The organism is Pseudoalteromonas sp. MM17-2, assembly GCF_022347945.1.
Lineage (GTDB): Bacteria > Pseudomonadota > Gammaproteobacteria > Enterobacterales > Alteromonadaceae > Pseudoalteromonas > Pseudoalteromonas ruthenica.
The window spans coordinates 108858-127387 of the sequence record NZ_JAKRFV010000008.1 but is presented as its reverse complement, the minus strand read 5'-3'; the positions used below and the strand labels follow the sequence as shown (position 1 = coordinate 127387).

General features: G+C 46.3%; 17 protein-coding genes. 10 read left to right on the top strand and 7 right to left on the bottom strand.

The features are described 5' to 3' along the window. Nucleotides 1–47: 47 nt before the first annotated feature. Nucleotides 48–1145, bottom strand: a complete 1098-nt coding sequence (gene mutY / locus MHM93_RS09180) for an A/G-specific adenine glycosylase (RefSeq protein ID WP_239448823.1) — start codon at nt 1143–1145, stop codon at nt 48–50. Nucleotides 1146–1254: 109 nt separating this feature from the next. Here mutY and trmB point away from each other — a divergent pair, with 109 nt between their 5' ends. Next, nucleotides 1255–1980, top strand: coding sequence for a tRNA (guanosine(46)-N7)-methyltransferase TrmB (gene trmB, locus MHM93_RS09175; protein ID WP_239448822.1), 726 nt, complete (start codon nt 1255–1257; stop codon nt 1978–1980). Nucleotide 1981: 1 nt separating this feature from the next. Beyond that, a complete protein-coding gene (locus tag MHM93_RS09170; RefSeq protein WP_239448818.1) occupies nt 1982–3028 on the top strand; it encodes a methyltransferase in 1047 nt (348 codons plus the stop codon). On the opposite strand, the gene MHM93_RS09165 is transcribed toward MHM93_RS09170, so the two are convergent. Beyond that, entirely contained in the window at nt 2991–3485 is a 495-nt protein-coding gene (locus MHM93_RS09165; protein ID WP_239448816.1) for a DUF3293 domain-containing protein, read from the bottom strand. The two genes, MHM93_RS09170 and MHM93_RS09165, sit on opposite strands and share 38 nt — an antisense overlap. Before the next feature lie 69 nt (nt 3486–3554). On the opposite strand from MHM93_RS09165, the gene MHM93_RS09160 reads away from it, so the two are divergent. The 3 genes from MHM93_RS09160 to arcA all read left to right on the top strand — a co-directional run bounded on the left by MHM93_RS09160 (nt 3555) and on the right by arcA (nt 6518). Further along, the gene (locus MHM93_RS09160; RefSeq protein ID WP_239448815.1) at nt 3555–5174 is read left to right on the top strand and encodes an ATP-binding protein; all 1620 of its coding nucleotides are present in this window, start codon (nt 3555–3557) and stop codon (nt 5172–5174) included. Nucleotide 5175: 1 nt separating this feature from the next. Beyond that, complete coding sequence (locus MHM93_RS09155) at nt 5176–5688, top strand: YfiR family protein (protein ID WP_239448811.1); 513 nt, start codon at nt 5176–5178, stop codon at nt 5686–5688. A 107-nt stretch (nt 5689–5795) separates the two neighbouring features. Then, nucleotides 5796–6518 (top strand): two-component system response regulator ArcA, encoded by a 723-nt coding sequence (gene arcA / locus MHM93_RS09150; RefSeq protein ID WP_022944137.1) that lies wholly within the window; start codon nt 5796–5798, stop codon nt 6516–6518. On the opposite strand, the gene arcB is transcribed toward arcA, so the two are convergent. Both arcB and MHM93_RS09140 read right to left on the bottom strand, forming a co-directional pair. Beyond that, the gene (arcB, locus tag MHM93_RS09145; RefSeq protein WP_022944138.1) at nt 6519–8849 is read right to left on the bottom strand and encodes an aerobic respiration two-component sensor histidine kinase ArcB; all 2331 of its coding nucleotides are present in this window, start codon (nt 8847–8849) and stop codon (nt 6519–6521) included. 42 nt (nt 8850–8891) lie between these two features. Beyond that, nucleotides 8892–10682: a hypothetical protein gene (locus MHM93_RS09140; protein ID WP_239385739.1), complete on the bottom strand. Its 1791-nt coding sequence runs from the start codon at nt 10680–10682 to the stop codon at nt 8892–8894. A gap of 237 nt (nt 10683–10919) precedes the next feature. Between MHM93_RS09140 and folE2 the strand changes: the two genes are divergently transcribed. The 4 genes from folE2 to MHM93_RS09120 all read left to right on the top strand — a co-directional run bounded on the left by folE2 (nt 10920) and on the right by MHM93_RS09120 (nt 14250). Beyond that, complete coding sequence (gene folE2 / locus MHM93_RS09135; protein ID WP_151172349.1) at nt 10920–11843, top strand: GTP cyclohydrolase FolE2; 924 nt, start codon at nt 10920–10922, stop codon at nt 11841–11843. A gap of 68 nt (nt 11844–11911) precedes the next feature. Further along, nucleotides 11912–12529, top strand: coding sequence for a DUF2726 domain-containing protein (locus tag MHM93_RS09130; protein ID WP_239448810.1), 618 nt, complete (start codon nt 11912–11914; stop codon nt 12527–12529). Nucleotides 12530–12600: 71 nt separating this feature from the next. Beyond that, nucleotides 12601–13308 carry a 5'-methylthioadenosine/S-adenosylhomocysteine nucleosidase gene (gene mtnN / locus MHM93_RS09125; protein WP_022944142.1) on the top strand — a complete coding sequence of 236 codons (708 nt, stop codon included), beginning with the start codon at nt 12601–12603 and terminating at the stop codon, nt 13306–13308. Further along, nucleotides 13309–14250: a cobalamin biosynthesis protein gene (locus MHM93_RS09120; protein ID WP_239448808.1), complete on the top strand. Its 942-nt coding sequence runs from the start codon at nt 13309–13311 to the stop codon at nt 14248–14250. A gap of 39 nt (nt 14251–14289) precedes the next feature. On the opposite strand, the gene tyrS is transcribed toward MHM93_RS09120, so the two are convergent. Next, nucleotides 14290–15492 (bottom strand): tyrosine--tRNA ligase, encoded by a 1203-nt coding sequence (gene tyrS, locus MHM93_RS09115; RefSeq protein WP_239448804.1) that lies wholly within the window; start codon nt 15490–15492, stop codon nt 14290–14292. A gap of 153 nt (nt 15493–15645) precedes the next feature. Between tyrS and MHM93_RS09110 the strand changes: the two genes are divergently transcribed. Further along, complete coding sequence (locus MHM93_RS09110; protein WP_022944145.1) at nt 15646–16959, top strand: peptidoglycan DD-metalloendopeptidase family protein; 1314 nt, start codon at nt 15646–15648, stop codon at nt 16957–16959. 60 nt (nt 16960–17019) lie between these two features. Here the strand turns inward: MHM93_RS09110 and MHM93_RS09105 are convergent, their stop codons facing one another. Both MHM93_RS09105 and MHM93_RS09100 read right to left on the bottom strand, forming a co-directional pair. Continuing rightward, nucleotides 17020–17196 (bottom strand): hypothetical protein, encoded by a 177-nt coding sequence (locus tag MHM93_RS09105; protein ID WP_022946927.1) that lies wholly within the window; start codon nt 17194–17196, stop codon nt 17020–17022. A gap of 199 nt (nt 17197–17395) precedes the next feature. Next, nucleotides 17396–18526 (bottom strand): sodium ion-translocating decarboxylase subunit beta, encoded by a 1131-nt coding sequence (locus MHM93_RS09100; protein ID WP_022946928.1) that lies wholly within the window; start codon nt 18524–18526, stop codon nt 17396–17398. Nucleotides 18527–18530 lie beyond the last annotated feature (4 nt).

Sequence of the window (18530 nt, the reverse complement as noted above, 5' to 3'; positions counted from 1 at the left end):
CATTTACGATTATCTAATACATATTGCTCTGTAGTGTAACCTAATGCTTAAACACTCGCACCTGCAAGGTGCTGCTTTAGCTGTTTCAATAATTTCTTTGTCGGTGCAGCTAACCCCACCTCAGGTTGCTGCGCTAGTGAATAAGTTAGTAATGCGCGCTCTGCAAGCTGTTGTATGGGTTTGTGCAAATGCACAACAACAGGCTCTATAGTTAACTGAAAGTGTGAAAATACATGGGTAAATGGCTCTAACCTATGTTCTTTACCGCTAATACCATTAATTGCCATAAACTCTTTGACCCCGTCCTGGCTCGCAAACTCGATAAAGCAATGTAGCCCTCCCCAAATGCCTTGGTCGGGGCGCTTTTCCATGTAGGTGTGCCCTTCATAAACGGGAATAAACATTACGCAATGCTTCTTCGGCACTTGCTTTTTGGGTTTTGAATGTGGGAACTCGTTTACTTTGTCATTGATTCGCGCCTGGCACTTATCATTGAGTGGGCAGGGCTGACAGTCATATTTACTACGTGAACACAGGCTTGCTCCCAAGTCCATCATCGCCTGATTAAACTGAGTGACGCCGTGCTTTGGTGTTAATTGCTCGCTTAGATGCCAAAGTTGGTTTTCCACTTTTTTGACACCATACCAGCCCTCAATCATAAAAAACCGCGCTAATACCCGCTTTACATTGCCATCGAGAATCGCATGATGCTCGCCGCGCGATAGGCTTAAGATAGCACCCGCAGTAGAGCGCCCTATCCCAGGCAGAGCCATTACTTCTTCCAAGGTGTGCGGAAACTCACCCTGATACTGCTCACAGATCAACTGTGCGGTTTTATGTAGATTACGTGCTCGAGCGTAATACCCTAAACCTGTCCAATAATGGAGAACCTCATCTTGCGGCGCTTCAGCCAACGCCTCAATAGTCTCAAAACGCGCCATAAAGCGGTTAAAGTAAGGGATCACGGTAGCAACTTGCGTTTGCTGCAGCATAATCTCTGATACCCAAACTTTATAGGGTGTTTTTTCTAGCTGCCAAGGCAGCGTCTTGCGACCATGTTTGTCGTACCAATCGAGTACTTGAGTGGCGAACCAATCACGCGTGCTTTTACTTATTTCCACTACTTTTATAACGCCCCTGTACATATTTGCGCTCAGTCTATAATTGTGCAGGTAAATATCAATACCCTTTACTTGTACTTCCTCTTACAACTGGGGATAATACGCACCCATTTTTACAGAGACAGCCAAGACCATGAGTGAATCTACGCAACAAGCATTGGAGCAAGCACAGCGCGAAGGAAAGTATATCCGTAAGGTACGCAGCTTCGTAAAACGCGAAGGCCGACTGACCAAAGGTCAAGCAGCGGCACTAGAGAAATGCTGGCCGACAATGGGGCTTGAGCATCAAAATGGCTTACTTGATTTCAGCCAAGTGTTTGGCAATGACAATGATGTTGTTCTTGAGATCGGTTTTGGTATGGGTAAATCGCTTGTAGAAATGGCTAAAAACGCACCAGAGCAAAACTTTATCGGCATCGAAGTTCACCGCCCTGGAGTAGGTGTTTGCCTGATGGACGCTGATGCCGAAGGCGTTACCAATTTGCGCGTTTTTGAACACGATGCGGTGGAAGTGTTAGCGGACTGTATCAGCGATGAAAGCCTAGCTAAAGTGCAATTGTTCTTCCCCGATCCATGGCATAAAAAACGTCACCACAAACGTCGCATTGTGCAACCTGAATTTGTCGAAAACCTGCGCAGCAAACTAAAAATTGGCGGGGTCTTTCATATGGCGACAGATTGGCAAAACTATGCTGAGCACATGCTCGAAGTAATGCAAGGCAATAGCCATTTTAACAACCAATCAAGCACTAATGACTATGTACCACGCCCAGATTTCCGCCCACTCACTAAGTTTGAGCAACGTGGTCATCGCCTTGGCCATGGTGTTTGGGATTTAATGTTTGAGCGCGTGAAATAATATGGTACTGAGCAACCCGTCGCAGATACTACTGCGCAGCCCTGAGCTGTTAGTCGCGCAAACCATTTTAGTGGTTAATTTTAACTGTGATGGGTTTGCAAGCGAACTGCGTGAGCTGAACCCAACAGCTGATATTTATTTATTCTCTTATAACCAAGCGAATGGCGACTTTGCACAACGCCAAGCCCAGCAACATCAGGCCCACACTCTGGTGTCTCATGAGCTTCCTAAACACCGCTTCGACTTGGTAATTTACTATTATCCTAAGGCCAAAGCCGAAGCTTTAATGACCTTAGATAATATTCGTGCTTGTATTAATGATGATGCGCAGATACTGGTGGTGGGGGAGAAAAAAGGCGGCGTAAAGTCTATTGATAAACAGCTTAAAGGCCTTGCTCATGGCCATAAGGTTGACTCTGCCAAACATTGTCAATTATACCAATACAGCGATATCACCCCGTTGCCCGAGTTCGACATCAGCCGCTACGAAAAGCGCTTTTGTCTTACTCGTAGCATAGCCGGTGAGCAAGTGAGCTGTGATATAGTCAGCCTACCGGGTGTATTCAACCATGGCCAACTGGATGATGGTACGGCGTTGTTACTGGATAACTTACCTGATTTAACTAACACCCAATCCTTACTTGATTTTGGTTGCGGCGCCGGAGTTATTATCAGCTTTTGCTTGAAGCGCTTTGCCCACATAAAAGGCAGTGCCTTGGATGTAAACGCCTTAGCCGCATATGCCAGTGAGCAAACCCTGCGCGCCAATGACCTGCACGGCAATATTGTGCTCAGCGATGGCCTAACCAATATCAACGAGCGCTTTGACATCATCGTCAGTAACCCGCCCTTTCATACCGGGCTAAAGACCGATTATGATATCACCGCTCGCTTTTTTGCCAGCGCGAAAGCACACCTGAATAAAGGCGGTGCGCTTACTCTAGTCGCCAATAGCTTCTTAGCCTACCCAGAGCAACTACAGCAGCAATTTAACACCCACCAAACAATTGCTAAAACGAAGCGTTTTGCGGTGTATCAAAACCAATAGCATAATTACGCCGTGGCAGTTGTCTTAGATGGCTTACACGGCGCTGCCAATCCCCGTTGACTGGTGTTTCTTGAGCATTATAGAAATACAAAGATAGTCGTCCACCTTTTATTAGGTAGATAGCATTTTGGCTAAATTCCCTCATTAGCTTCTTGCCATAACTGCGAGATGCTCGCACTAAGGCGCTGCGCTCGCGATAGGTCATCTCTTGATTACCACCAAACCCCCAGTGCGGGTCAAAGCCTGCGAGCCGTTTAGCCAAGCGCTGCGTATGTAAGCGATTTTGTCTTTGCCCAAGGCGCAGCCCCTGTGGATTCCAAGCGGTTATAATAAACCCAGACGCGATATAGCTAGGTTTTTGAGCAAACCAGAAGTAAGGATTTTCATAGGCCGCCAAGGTGTCCTTATCTATGCTGACAAAAGTGCTTTTATTTATGCATTTTTCTGATTTTAACATTCGACTATTCAATGATTTGCTAAACTAGTTTAATGTTGTAACACAGCTATTAGTGAACCGCGCACACTCATGAGTATTCAAGGCTCAACAACTAGTATAAGAAAGGCATTGATCTACGCGGTCATGTCTGTTGCGTCATTGTCGCTCATTTTGTCTATTACTATTTCTACCTACATTGACATTCAAGAGCAGCGAGAACAGCTGGAAGAGCGCGTAGAAACCTTTGCTGAGCTCACCGCTTTTAACGCTCAAGTGACGGTTCTTTTTGACGACAGCAAAACCGAAGAGCAGCGCCTACAAGCCTTTCAGGCTGTAGAGGCAATAAAAAACATTCATATTTATCGTATAGATGAATTCAATGACAAAGTTGAGTTTTTTGCCAGTTATAACGCTCCCCGCACGCCACCAGTGCCAGTGAAAACTAAACGTCTCGAGAGTATCGGTAAGGGAGAAGTCGAAGATGGCCATTTAGAAATCATTAAAGCTATTACCAACCAAGACAACACCATAGGTTATGTGTATGTTCGAGCCAGCTTAGAGAGTATTGAGAATTATCTGCACCGCAAAATAATTATCGATATTATGTTGAGCGTAGCGGTGTTGGTTGTCGCCTATGTTATAGCGCGTATTTTCCAGCGCCATATCGGTAACCCTATTGATACTTTGAGCCAATTACTGCAAGACGTTGCCAAAAACCGTAACTACACCGTTCGCGCCCCGAGCAGTAATATAGCGGAGCTCAATCAGCTGGCGCTAAGTGTCAACACCATGCTGCGGCGCACAGAAAAGCAAATCGAGCGAAATGAGACAGATAAAAAAGAAATAGAAGCCCTAAACCAGAGCCTTGAGGAAAAAGTTAACCTGCGCACCGATGCCCTGCGCGACGCCAACCAAGAGCTACTCAGTACGCTAGAGCGGATGCACCAATATCAGAATCAAATTGTTGAGAATGAAAAGATGGCGTCACTGGGGCAAATGGTTGCGGGTGTCGCTCACGAGGTCAATACCCCTTTGGGATTGGGAATAACTGCCTCAACATTAATGCGTGACAAGCTCGGTGATATTCGCCATTCATTTGAAGAAAAAACACTCACCTCGCAACAACTAGGGCGCTTCCTGATAGATGGTGAAGAAAATCTGTCGTTGATTTATCGCAACCTTAACCGCGCAGCCGAGCTTATCGCCAGCTTTAAAAAAGTCGCTGTGACCCAAGATAGTGAGAGCATCACCGACGTTAATTTAAGCGCGCTCATTGGCGAAGTCATGATTAGTATGCATGCCGACCTTGATGACATTAGCCCGCAGATAAACGTGCACTGCCCCGAGGACTTACATATCCAATCAAAGTCTGGGCCTATCCAACAGATATTGCAGCAGCTTATCAGTAACTCTCTTATCCATGCCTTCAAAGATCACCCTGATCCACGTATAGATATTGATGTACAAACCGACTCCGGACAGCTACAGATTGACTACCGAGACAATGGTAGCGGCATCAGCGAAACATTAAAGCCCAGGGTCTTTGATCCTTTTGTGACCACGAAGCGAGGCTCTGGCGGCAGTGGTCTAGGCTTACACCTAGTCTACAACCTCGTAACTCAAGCACTTGGCGGCAAGGTGCTGCTTGCTCCTGAGCATAAACAAGGCAGTCACTTCATAGTTCAGATCCCATTAAGTGGGGTGCAGTAGTATGCGTGTAGTCTGTTTAGTCGCCTTGATGTGCAGCCTATCTGCGCAAGCAGGAACACCCGATCAAGTGCGCTCGGCGCTGCTTTTTCAAATAGCCAAGTTTATCGACTTTACTCATGTTCAGTCTGATTCAGTGCGCTATTGTTTTACTAGCTTAAGCAAAGGGCCTGGTGCATTTCTTGCGCAACAACAGAACTTATTGATACGTGGACAACCAATTGCCATAACCGAACTCAGTAAAAGTTCACAAAATGATGAACTTTCTCGGCAATGTGACATCACATACTTTGATGGAAAAATAGAGAATGATATACTGTCGCCTTGGATCAAAACTCGGCCTTTAACAACATTCACCGTTGGCAGTAATTTCGAGTTCCTTGAGCAAGGCGGTGTGGCTGCCTTAATTCAGGAAGGTAAGAAGATTCGACTGTATATCAACAGGGAGCAGCTCGAGCAAGTAAGCTTTAAAGTACAAGCCAGGCTGATGACAGTATCTAAGTTTTATCCAAATTGATTTTACTTGTTAACATTTAGATATACTCCTATAATCGCAAGTATTCGCGGAATTCTCGTTTTTCCGGTTTTTCTGTAAATAAAATATTCCGAAAAGGTTAATTAACAATGCAAACGCCAGTCATTCTGATCGTAGAGGATGAAGACGTAACCCGCCTGAACCTCGTTAGCTTATTTGAAGCGGAAGGCTACACTGTAGTTGAAGCCATTGATGGTGATGATATGCATGATAAGCTCACCACCAATGATGAAATTAACCTGGTTGTTATGGATATCAACTTACCAGGTAAAAATGGCTTGATCCTCGCCCGTGAGTTGCGTCAAAAACGCAATGTTGGTTTGATTTTCTTGACCGGCCGTGACAACGATGTCGATCGTATTTTAGGTCTTGAAATTGGTGCGGACGATTACATCACTAAGCCATTTAACCCACGCGAATTAACTATTCGTGCCCGCAACCTTATTTCTCGCACAGCAGCCAGCAAAGATGACCCTGCACTTGAGTCTGATGGTGTGCTTAACTTTAACGGTTGGGAATTAGACGAAAACAGCCGTTGCTTAACGTCTCCTGCGGGTGAATCTAAGCGCTTACCTAAAGGTGAGTATCGTGCATTACGTCTAATGTTAGACTCACCAGGTCGTATCTTTAGCCGCGAGCAGCTGATTAAACATATGACTGGCCGTGAGCTTCGTGCTAACGACCGCACTGTTGATGTGACTATTCGTCGTATCCGTAAACACTTTGAAAGCGACGCCAGCACGCCTGAGCTGATCAGCACTATCCATGGTGAAGGTTATCGCTTTATCGGAAAAATCGACAGCAACTCGTAATTACTGAGCTAACTGAGATAAGAATGACTGAAGGGCCTTGAGCCCTTCTTTTATTTGCCCATCTAACTGCGTTAACCATTGCTGGCGCTGTCCTTGTTCAACCTGCTGACAATTATTCTCCATTTCCTTGGCCTGCAACTGCACCGCTTTGAGCCCCACTGAGCCTGCGGCCCCTTTCAATTTATGGGCGACTGATTTGTACTCATCCACATCACTGGCAAGGCTATCTTGCATTTGTTGCTGATACCCAGGTGCCAACTTTGCAAACAAGTCAACGCTGCGGGCAAATGCTTTCGCCCCCATGGAGTCCAAGAATTCAGAGATAATCTCTCTATCTAGGTGTATCTCATCCACATCGAGTGCTTGCGGCGATGCAGCATCGACTAGTTGTTTGGCTGCTGCCTGCTGTGCACAGTCTTTGCCAATACCAAAGAGCGTCGCTAGCATCTTATCGAGTTTGTTGGTATTAATCGGCTTGGCGAGTGAGCCTTGCACTTTAATGCCCCGTAGCTCTTCCTCAGCACTGCGCACGTTTGCGGTTAACACCACTATAGGTAAATTATCAAAATGCTCATCGGCGCGGATTTCACGAGCCACCACATCGCCATTAATATCGGGCAATTGCATATCGAGTAACACTAAATCGAGATCATCCTCTGTTTGCACAAAAGACAGTGCATCCTCACCGGTTTCAGCCCAAATGACCTCATGCCCCCGTTGTTCAAGTAAGTTGGTAGCAATTTCGGCATTCAAAGGAACATCTTCGACTAGAAGAATATTTAGGCTGGCACAATCATATGTTTCTAATTGCGGAGCTTGCGTCAGCTTAAGAGGAATATGTACTTTAAAGCTACTTCCTTCACCCGCCATCGAGCTGACTTGAATATCCCCACCCATGGCTTTAACTAAGGCTTTAGTAACCGCAAGGCCGATCCCCGAACCTATGGCATTGGCGCCGCTGGCATCCGGCGCTTTGTAATACATATCGAAAATATGCCGTAGTTGCTCTTGTGGAATACCTATGCCTGTATCTGTAACACTTAACTCAAGCCACACTTGTTTGCCGGTGTCGTGGCGACGACAGCCCAAGGTCACACCACCGTGTTTGGTAAATTTCACCGCATTGTTGATGAGGTTCCAGAGCACTTGACGCAAACGCGTTGGGTCTATTTCGGCGTAAACGTCCAAGTCGCCTTCACGGGATACATCGAAAGACAGTGACTTTTGCTCGGCTATGAGAGAGCCAAAATTCACCACATCATTTATAAAATCTGTGACACCGACCGGTTCGGTGACAATATCAAGTTGCTCTCTGTCAATCTTGTCTAAATCGATAATGTCGTTAAAGATGTTGCCTAAGGTTTCAGCGCTTGAGAAGACCGTATTGCACCAACTGCGTTGTTGTTTCGTTAATTCAGTATCAAGCAGCATACGAGTGAGACCAACAATGCCATTTAAAGGGGTGCGCAACTCATGAGACAAAGTAGCAATGAATTTACCTTTGTCTTTGTAAGCAGTCTCGAGCGCTTGCTCGGCTTCCTTACGGCTTGTGATATCACGGCCGAAAGCAAGTAGACCAATATATTCGCCGTCGTCATTAATAAAGGGTAGCTTGCGCATTTCAAACCAATGGGGTTCTCCATCCACAGGGTACTGAACGTCTAGCGTTATGGGTTCATGCGTCGTTTCTACTTGATGGTCGGTGCGTAACACCTCAGGTAGCAACTGCGGTGGGTAAATATCTTCGGCAGTTTTGCCAATTAAGTCCCCTGAACTGCGGTTCATCACCTTTTCAAACATTTTGTTGCAGCCAGCAAACACACCCTGTTGATCGCGGTAATAGAATAAGTCAGGGGACGAGTCGACAATTGAGCGCAATAGCATGCCTTGTTGAGCTAGCTCTAGCTGCGTTTTCTTGCGCTCCGCTATCTCACGACGCAACTCTTCAATAGCCCGATGCTTAGCGTTGAGCGCCATTTTACGCTCATCAATCTCAGTATTGAGTAGACGAATATTATCTTTCAGTGACTGGTTTAATAGCTTTTCTTGCTTCGTGGCGGTTTCCAAAAACTTTTGCGAGTCTTGCAGCTGTGCCACTGATTGCAACACCACCATAATCACCACAGGTGCGGTAATGGCCGTGAAGAACACCACTGCGAGTACATCCAGTAGGGTCACTTCACCGGTGGCAACGTAATAATACATTGAGCCAAGGATCAGGGCCGCGACGATAAACACACCATAAACAATAGCGGCTGCGTACCAGATCCCAAATCGGGCAAGGAGATTAGTTAATACACGAACCCAAGGGCTCAGGGAAGAGTCAAACATAAAAACAGGGGTTTTGCTACAAACCCCTTTATTGTAATCAACTTAGAGTGCCTTTGGCAGTATCTGCGTTGAGATTCTTGCAAACGAGCATACGCCGATGCGTTTGCCGCCTTTTGCAAGCACGCCTTTTCGCATGTTCGTAGCGCCACTGGCTTTTAAGGTTAACTCAAAGCGCTGTGAATCAATATCCGTGCTACCACTGGCAGTTGCAGCCCCGGTATTGCACTGCATTTGTCCGAGCTTATGGTAATTAGAGCGGCTAAATGGCGTGGACGAATTCACTAATGGCCCGGCGGTTGTGGTATTGATGGCTTGCTTCCATGGCGCTAATTCAACGTTAATCATGTCATTACGAAGCATGATTTTGTCTTCATGAGTCAAGAAGTAACTATCAAAAGGGCCAAACTGCATTGCTGTAGCCATAGAGTCATTGCTTTGGCGTAAGTCACCAAGCCATAGCCCACCCTCGCCAAATACTTGCATCTGCATGTACTCGCCCTCATCACTTTCACTGCTGATGCGGGCATAACTGTCACTATCGAGACCAAAAATTAAATTACTGCTATTATCAATACCGGTTTTAATTAGACGCGGCTGATTACCATACTTTGCTACTTTAGTATCCAAGGTGCCCCAGTTAAACAAACCAAGCACGCCCGATTGCATATAACTTAGTTCACGGCTATTTACCACTGAGATACAGTCCACTCCCAAGCGACAAGCTTCAAAACCATTGCTGTAAACCGTGGGTCGCCCAGTCAACACCTGCACGCCATCACCAGAGAGTACAGTGGCATTGTTTTTACCACCGACCAAGGCATGTACTGCATCACCCTGCGCGGCGACCATTAATTGCCCTTTTGCCACCATATCCTGTATTTTTGTTAGCAACTCACTGGGCTGGTTAGCATTTTTATAAAACGCATGATATAGCAATAGCGGGCTTGAATCGGCTATAAACACCGCGTCAGATTTACGCAGAAGGTTATATAGCTTCTCTGGGTCGCGACACAGTTTTTGCTGTTTTTGATAAAGATCAGGGTATAGCACATCACGGCGGAAGCTCGCTAACTTCGACACCTGATAATCAGCCAAGCTATCGCACAACTTGGTATCTTGAGCACTCATTACCGTTTGCATAGCCCCATCGATAGCGAGCCAATGCGCTTCAAAGCCAAGCTGCTCAAATAAGGACTGATAATAATCAACATCGCGATAAGGGTCGCGACTGCCACCGGTGATAAAGGCAACACGCGGTTTGCGTTTGGCATCGGCAATCTTTTGCGCATCACTAAGCAGCTGCGCAAACGCCTCTTTGGTTACCCAATTACGCGTGCCCTGAACATCAACTTCGCCTTGGCGACGACGCTTACCATTCGCTTGTTTTTGCTCGAGTAAATCAAAAAAGTTACGCTGTTCGAAATCAAATAAGTTAAACCAAAATTCACGTGCTGATATATCGCTACCAGTAAGGGTGAAATCACTGCGGCGCAGATAACGTTCGAATTCACGTTGGCCGAATGCTTCATCATTAAAATGCTTTTTCGCCGCATTTAATAACTCGACTGCCTGGGCGCGAATATCGGGCTGCTCGGTCCAGGCCATATCGGCAATACGGCCTAGGCCTTCTTCTGTAATTTGATAAATTGGCTGTTGTTTATAAGTATCCTTACTTAAGCTTTCGCGGGATTCAGAATTACAATATCTCAGCCTTTCGCTGGAGCACACCTGCAGGTCGTCAGCAAACAACATCAGCTGAGGCTTGGCGAACGCAGCAACACTACAGCTACTTAACATCGCCACAGTGGCGGCTTTTTTTAGAATTGATTTCATCGGACTGGTCATTATTGTTATTTTGCAAGTTATGGGTGTAAATAGCGCGTCTTAACAGCAACACACAATGTTAACAATTACTGGACAATAAAGGAAGCATGTTGTCGCCACTTAGCTGCCAGCATTGCTTTACATATCCCTTCTTTGGCTTCTTATCCTGCAACTTTGAGCTGCTCCACATTTGCGCATTTTCAGGTAGAATGTCGCCTTTTCGTTGCTTCAATAATGAGGAAGGCTATGCCACATCCAATGCCAGATATCGCCAACACCAGCGCGTCTTCAGTACATCATACGCTTGATTGGGTGGGTATGAGCGCCATTGAAATACCTTTAAAAATTGCGACCAAGGGCATGGCAGCAACCGTTATTAATGCCAAAGCACAAGCCTTTGTGAACTTAATTGACACCCATGCCAAGGGCATTCACATGTCGCGCTTATTTTTGGCACTGGACCAACTTTCTAATGAGCCCAGCGTGACTCCTGCGCAACTCAAAACAACCCTTGATGCGTTTATCAGCTCCCATGACGATATTAGCGATAGAGCGCGACTCAGCCTCAGTTTTGAGCTTCCATTGCGCCGCAGTGCGTTACTAAGCGATAACAGCGGCTGGAAATTCTACCCCATCACCTTAGACATGCAGTTAAATCAAGGACAGCTGCGTGTTGAAGCCGGTGTTGAAGTAACCTACTCGTCTACTTGCCCCTGTTCAGCAGCCCTTGCAAGGCAATTGATTCAAGAAAACTTTAAACGTGACTTTGACGCCGAGAACCTGAACTTTGAACAAGTGCTAAAGTGGCTGGGCACAACAGAGGGGATCAGCGCCACCCCCCATTCTCAACGCTCCGTCGCACAAACCAAGGTGTTATTGGATGCGCAGCTTGGCGAATTTGACTTCGTCGCCATCATCGATGAAATTGAGCAAACACTAAAAACACCCGTGCAAACCGCCGTGAAACGAGAAGACGAGCAAGAGTTTGCACGATTAAATGGCGCCAATTTGATGTTTTGTGAAGATGCCGCTCGTAAGGTGAAAGCAGCGTTAGATGAGCGGGCAGACGTGCTCGATTTTTGGGTTCGCATTAACCACTATGAGTCGCTTCACGCCCATGACGCCGTAGCTATCACCACTAAAGGCCTGCCCCAGGGTTATCAACCCTAGCCAATTCAATTTTAGGCACGCTTATTGCTTTAGTGTAAGCGTGTCAAAAATTCGTTTTGGAGTAAAAAATGGAATTCGCGCTTTTATCTATATTGGTGCTGGTTGTTGTTGCTTCCGTGGTCGCTTCCAAGTTCATTGATAATAACGAAAACCCTTATCCTTTCGTTCGTAAAAAAGAGATCTATACGCAGGTTGAGAGCGCCTTTCTATCGCTTCTAGAGCGAGCGGTTGGCGATAACTATCGGATCGTCAGCCGAGTCAAATTAGCAGATGTCATTGATTGCAAGGCAGGACTTTCTAGCAAATCACGGCGTATTGCCATGACTAAAACTAAGAATAAGCAACTCGACTATGTACTGTTAGATAAACAGAAAATGACCATAGTCGCCGCCGTGGATCTGGTCAATAATGCCAATAAAGACGGCCACAAGGCACAGCGCGATTGGTTTGTTAGCGGTGCCCTAGAAACCGCCGGTATTCCTCATATTCGTATGAAAGTAAAAAGCGGCTACCGCGTTGAAGACGTACGCAACGCCATTTTATTTAAGATTGGCAAGCCAGAAACAGCAACAAAACGTAAACCGACGCGCACGCCAACGCGCCCAGCAGTGCTCTCGCCTTCGCAAGCCAAAGCGCAGACTAGCGGCTCAGCTATCGCTACATCGACCCAACTTGCAGAGATCTAACTAAGCCAATGCCATATTAAAACAGCCTTTGATATACTAAGGGCTGTTTTTGCTAATTAATCAGAGATGCTATGAAAGTAGGTATTATTGGCGCCATGGAGCCAGAAATCGCGATTTTGCGTGAACGCATGAGCGACGTAGAAACTCACCAACACGGTGGTTTTACTTTTTACCATGGGCAACTCAATACTCAGACTGTGACTTTAGTGCAATCAGGGATAGGTAAAGTCGCTGCCACCGTTGCAACCACCTTGTTGATCGACCACTTTCACCCTGATTGCGTTATCAATACAGGTTCAGCAGGCGGTTTTGACCAGCGTTTAGAAGTGGGTGATGTAGCTATTGCCAGCGAGCTACGCCACCATGACGTCGATGTTACCGCATTTGGTTACGAGTATGGCCAAGTACCACAAATGCCAGCGGCTTATGAGTCCCACCCACAATTGATACAAGTGGCCGAGCAATCAATTTCACAGCTACAACAGTGTCAATCGTTGGTTGGCTTAGTGTGTACAGGTGATTCATTTATGTGTGATCCTGAACGCATTGATGCAACACGCAAACAATTTCCAGCGATGCTTGCTGTGGAAATGGAAGGCGCCGCAATCGCTCAAGCCTGCCACTTACTTGATACGGCCTTTGTGGTTATCCGCTCACTGTCTGATATCGCCGGCAAAGAGTCGCCGCATTCATTCGAGGAATACTTAGAAGTCGCATCAAAGAATTCATCGGCTATGGTAATGGCGATGCTAACAAAACTTGATGGTGTCACCCTATAGATGCTGGTTGAAGCGCTAAGTGCTCAGCTTAGTCTGCTGTTATTACTTGCAGCCATTGCTTGCGAGCGTTGGCTGCCGCTCTCTCCTTGGTATCACCCTTTTACCCTAGCGCGCCTAGGCTTCAACAATTTAGTTAAACGCACTTTCAATCCTCAAGATAGTGTTGGCTACCACCTGCTGATAGCCATACTGTCACTGGCTCTGTGTGTGTTGTTGCCGCTGACATTAATCGCGCTGTTCTCCCATTTAGTTTACTACCCAGAGGCATTATCTGCGCTCTTGCTCTACCTGAGTTTAGACTCCCACACAATCCGCAGCAAAAGTACGCGTATTGCTTTGGCATTAAAGCAGCACCGTAAATCACTCGCTCGGGCACTACTAGCAACTATTGTGGTACGTGATTGTGAGCGTTTGAATAGTCAGGGGGTCGCCAAAGCTTGCATTGAGAGTATGGTGCTGCGCATGCTTCATACCTACTTTGCACCACTGCTACTGTATTGTTTATTTGGCGGCGTGGCTGCCCTCGCCTACAGTTTAACGTGGACTCTGCACACGGCCATGCGCAAGCATGCTTTACCATCGAGTCCTTATCTCTACGCCAGTGAATGGTTACTAACTCTTTGCTCTCTAGCGGCCTTAGTAATGTACTTGCTACCGCTGGCGGTGATGACCCAACAGCGTAAACTATGGCGTTACTTACGGATATATGGCCGGCACTTTTATCACCGCGTTAGCGGGTTCACTCTCAGTGTTTTCAGTGCATTATTGCAAGTACAGCTTGGCGGGCCAGCCTTTTATCAAGGCCACCGTTTTGAGCGCATGCGCATTGGAGTGGATCATTTGCCTGATGACAAAACAATCACAGCAACATTGAAATATATTGACGGTGTTAACATGCTTTGGCTGGCGGTTATAGCACTTAGCCACATAGCGTGGGCGTAAAAAAAGCCGCTTTAAGCGGCTTTTCTGTAGTATCAATTCTTAAGCAAGAGTCACTTTTGCAAAGCGACGTTTACCAACCTGATAAACTTCCGTGCTGCCTTTAGTCACCATTTGCTTGCTATCTGTTACCTTGGTTTCGCCATTAATTTTCACGGCACCCTGTTTAATCATGCGAATCGCTTCTGAAGTGCTAGCCACTAGCTGAGCTTCCTTAAGCAAGGCGGTGATCATCATCTCATCGCCATCACATTCAATGGTTAGCTCGTTGATATCATCAGGCAACGCATTTTTAGAGAAACGCTTGGTAAAATCTGCGTGAGCTTGCTCAGCGGCTTGCTCATCATGGAAACGCGCAATGATCTCTTTCGCTAAGGCAATTTTGATATCACGCGGATTCGCGCCGTTGCTGACTTGCTCCTTCAACTCCGCAATTTGCTCAAGTGACTTGGTACTTAGCAACTCATAGTAACGCCACATAAGATCATCGGAGATAGACATCATTTTGCCAAACATATCGTTAGCAGAGTCAGTAATTCCTATGTAGTTACCCAGAGACTTAGACATTTTTTGCACGCCATCAGTGCCCTCAAGCAATGGCATCATTAGCACTGTTTGCGGCTTTTGCCCTTCATCTTTTTGCAATTCACGGCCCATCAACAGGTTAAAACGCTGATCGGTGCCACCAAGCTCAACATCGGCCTCAAGTGCGACTGAATCCCACCCCTGCACTAGTGGATACAAAAACTCGTGAATGGCGATGGATTGACCACTTGCATAACGTTTTTTAAAGTCATCGCGCTCGAGCATGCGTGCTACGGTTTGGCGAGCTGCTAACTTTATCATTCCTGCGGTGCCTAGCTTTTCCATCCATTGCGAGTTAAATGCGATGGTGGTTTTTTCTGGATCGAGGATTTTAAAGACTTGCTCTTTATAGGTTTCGGCGTTAGCTAACACATCTTCACGGGTCAAAGGTTTACGAGTCACGTTTTTACCCGTTGGATCGCCTATCATTCCAGTAAAGTCGCCAATTAAAAAGATCACTTCATGGCCAAGGTCCTGAAACGTTTTTAGCTTATTAATAAGCACCGTATGACCTAAATGTAAATCTGGCGCTGTAGGATCAAACCCAGCTTTAATTCTTAGCTTTTTCCCTGACTTAAGGCGTTCAGCGAGTTCTTCCTCAAGTAAAATTTCCTCAGCACCGCGTTTAATTTCTGCCAGCGCTGTCTGCAAGTCTGTCATTTATTTCTCCGATAAAAAAATGTGCTAACCGCGCGATTCTAGCGCAATTCGCGCCGGGTTTAAATGCACAAAATACTGGTATTTGCCCTTTATAACGTATATGCTCAGCCTTTGGTTAGATTTGTTTTCCTTAACAGCAGAAAAAGGTAGGTTATGGTAAACGTGGTTCACAAGCTCCCCAAAAAACACAAATTGCTCATTGTGGGCTTTCTTGTCACGATTATTGCCCTGATGTTGATACCTACGGAAAGAGCCACAGCATCAAAGGATAACGACGCAAAGCCATTGGAAGTGGGTAAGCGTTACGAGCTTCAAGTTAAGCTTGAGGAAGACGAACAAATCACCGATTTGAACTCCCCCGAGCAAGCTCAGACTTTACCAACTTATGAGCACACCGATTACCAAGTACGTAACGGTGACAACCTTGCCCTGATTTTTAAACGTGCAGGCTTCTCCGCGCAAACCTTGTATAAATTGGTTAATACCAATGAAGAAACGAAAAAACTAACCAAAATTCACCCAGGTGAAGTGTTAAGTTTTGCAAAAAACGACAAGGGTGAGTTGCAGCAGCTCAAATATGTACTGAGCAAAACCGACACCTTGTTTGTTACGCTTAACGAAGAGGGACGCTACGACACCTCTATCGATTCCAAAGAAATTGAAACCCTCACTAAAACAGCGTCTGGTACAGTCAATGGCAGCCTATGGACAGCCGGTATCTCGGCTGGGCTAAGTGAGAAACAAATTATGAACTTTGCCACCATCTTTGGCTGGGACGTGGATTTTGCCAACGATCTGCGTAAAGGCGATCAGTTTAGCTTGCTGTATGAAACACACCACGTTGACGGCGAGTATATTGGCACAGGGAAAATCATCGCGGCTGAATTTATCAACCAAGGCGAACGTTATGCCGCTGTGCGCCACACTGATGGCAACTTCTACACCCCTGAAGGTCGAAGCATGAAAAAAGCCTTCTTACGAGCGCCAGTTAATTTCAAATACATCAGCTCAAGCTTTAATCCGCGTCGCCTACACCCAGTAACTAAAACGGTGAAGCCACACCGTGGTATTGATTACGCCGCGCGTACAGGTACGCCCGTGGTAGCCGCTGGTAACGGCAAAGTTATTAAGGCGGGTTATAGCCGTTTTAATGGTAATTATGTGTTTATTAAACACGGCAATACCTATGTAACTAAGTACTTGCACTTAAATAAACGCAAAGTAAAAAATGGCCAAAAAGTGAAACAAGGCCAGCTTATTGGCACTGTCGGAGCCACCGGTCGCGTTACAGGCCCCCACTTACACTATGAGTTCCTTGTAAACGGTGTACATCGCAATCCTCGTACCGTTGAACTGCCAAAATCTGAGCCGCTTCCCGCTGGCGAATTAGCCAAGTTTAAGCCGGTCGCCGATACGCTGCTTGCGCAGCTGGTTAGAGAGCGAGAAATGCAGCTGGCGATGAACTAATCATCGACATAAAAAAAGCACCTTAGGGTGCTTTTTTTATGTCTGCTATATCGCAAGTCCTTACCTAAATAACATATAAAGCAATTGCACCACTAAGCTTATGCCAACGAGTGGCAAGATATACTTGCGAAAGCGCATCATTTTATTGAGCCCTAACTGATGTTGGTAGCGCTCTAGTAACGGCACCAAAATAGCCAGCGAAACAAATAATACAATGATGATGATAATAGCGTTCATAGCCGCTCCCTATTTTGACTGTTATGGCTAGCCATGGACTGCTTTGTCAGTTCCAGCTTATGCTATAGCATGCACTTATAACACTTAATCGCAAAACTGTGAAACCGGCCTCAGCCATAAAAAAGCGCGCCCCACCGAATTCGAATAGGACGCGCAAATGGCTAGGAAGTGCCTAAATAGATAAATTTCTCGGCAGAGGTTAGCCCACCAAGGCCAGTAAAATACCTGCAGCCACAGCGCTACCAAGAACGCCAGCAACGTTTGGCCCCATGGCATGCATCAATAAAAAGTTATGTGGGTTGTTCTCCAGGCCAACCTTATTGACCACGCGAGCAGCCATAGGCACAGCAGATACACCAGCGGCCCCTACTAAGGGGTTAATAGGTGATGACGATAATCTATTCAGCCCTTTTGCCATGAATACACCTGAGGCCGTGCCAATAGAAAATGCCAAGGCTCCTAACGCTAGGATACCAATGGTTTCCACCGTCAGAAATTGCTCAGCAGCTAGCTTTGAGCCCACCGCTAGGCCAAGGAAAATAGTCGTTATATTGATCAACTCATTCTGCGCTGTGCTACTGAGCCTATCGACGACACCTGACTCACGCATTAAGTTACCCAAACAGAACATTCCCACCAACGGCGTTGCTGCTGGTAAGAACATCGCAGTTAACGCCAGAACCATAAGTGGAAAAATAATTTTTTCCTTTTTGGAAACCGCTCGTAACTGCGGCATCTCAATTTTACGCTCTTGCTCGGAGGTTAATGCTCGCATGATAGGTGGCTGGATAATGGGCACCAAAGCCATATAAGAATACGCCGCCACTGCGATAGCACCGAGCAAGTCTGGGGCTAATTTTGAGGCTAAGAAAATAGCAGTCGGGCCATCGGCACCGCCAATGATGGCAATAGCAGATGCGTCTTTGAGTGTGAATTCAAAGCCCGGCACAAAATTCAAAGCAATAGCACCAAACAAGGTCGCGAAAATACCAAATTGCGCCGCAGCGCCCAGAAGTAGCATGCGCGGGTTCGCGATCAATGCGCTAAAGTCGGTAAGTGCCCCCACTCCCATAAAGATAAGTAGCGGAAAGACGCCGGAGTCAATGCCTATGTAATACACGTAATACAGAATGCCACCAGGGTCTGCCATACCAGCCACGGGGATATTTGTTAATATCGCCCCGAAGCCAATAGGCACCAATAGTAATGGCTCAAAATTCCGCGCTATCGCCAAATATAACAGCCCACAACCGACTAAGATCATCACCAGTTGAGCGACGGAAAAGTTGGCAATGCCGGTGGCATGCCAGAGATTTAACACTCCTTCCATACCC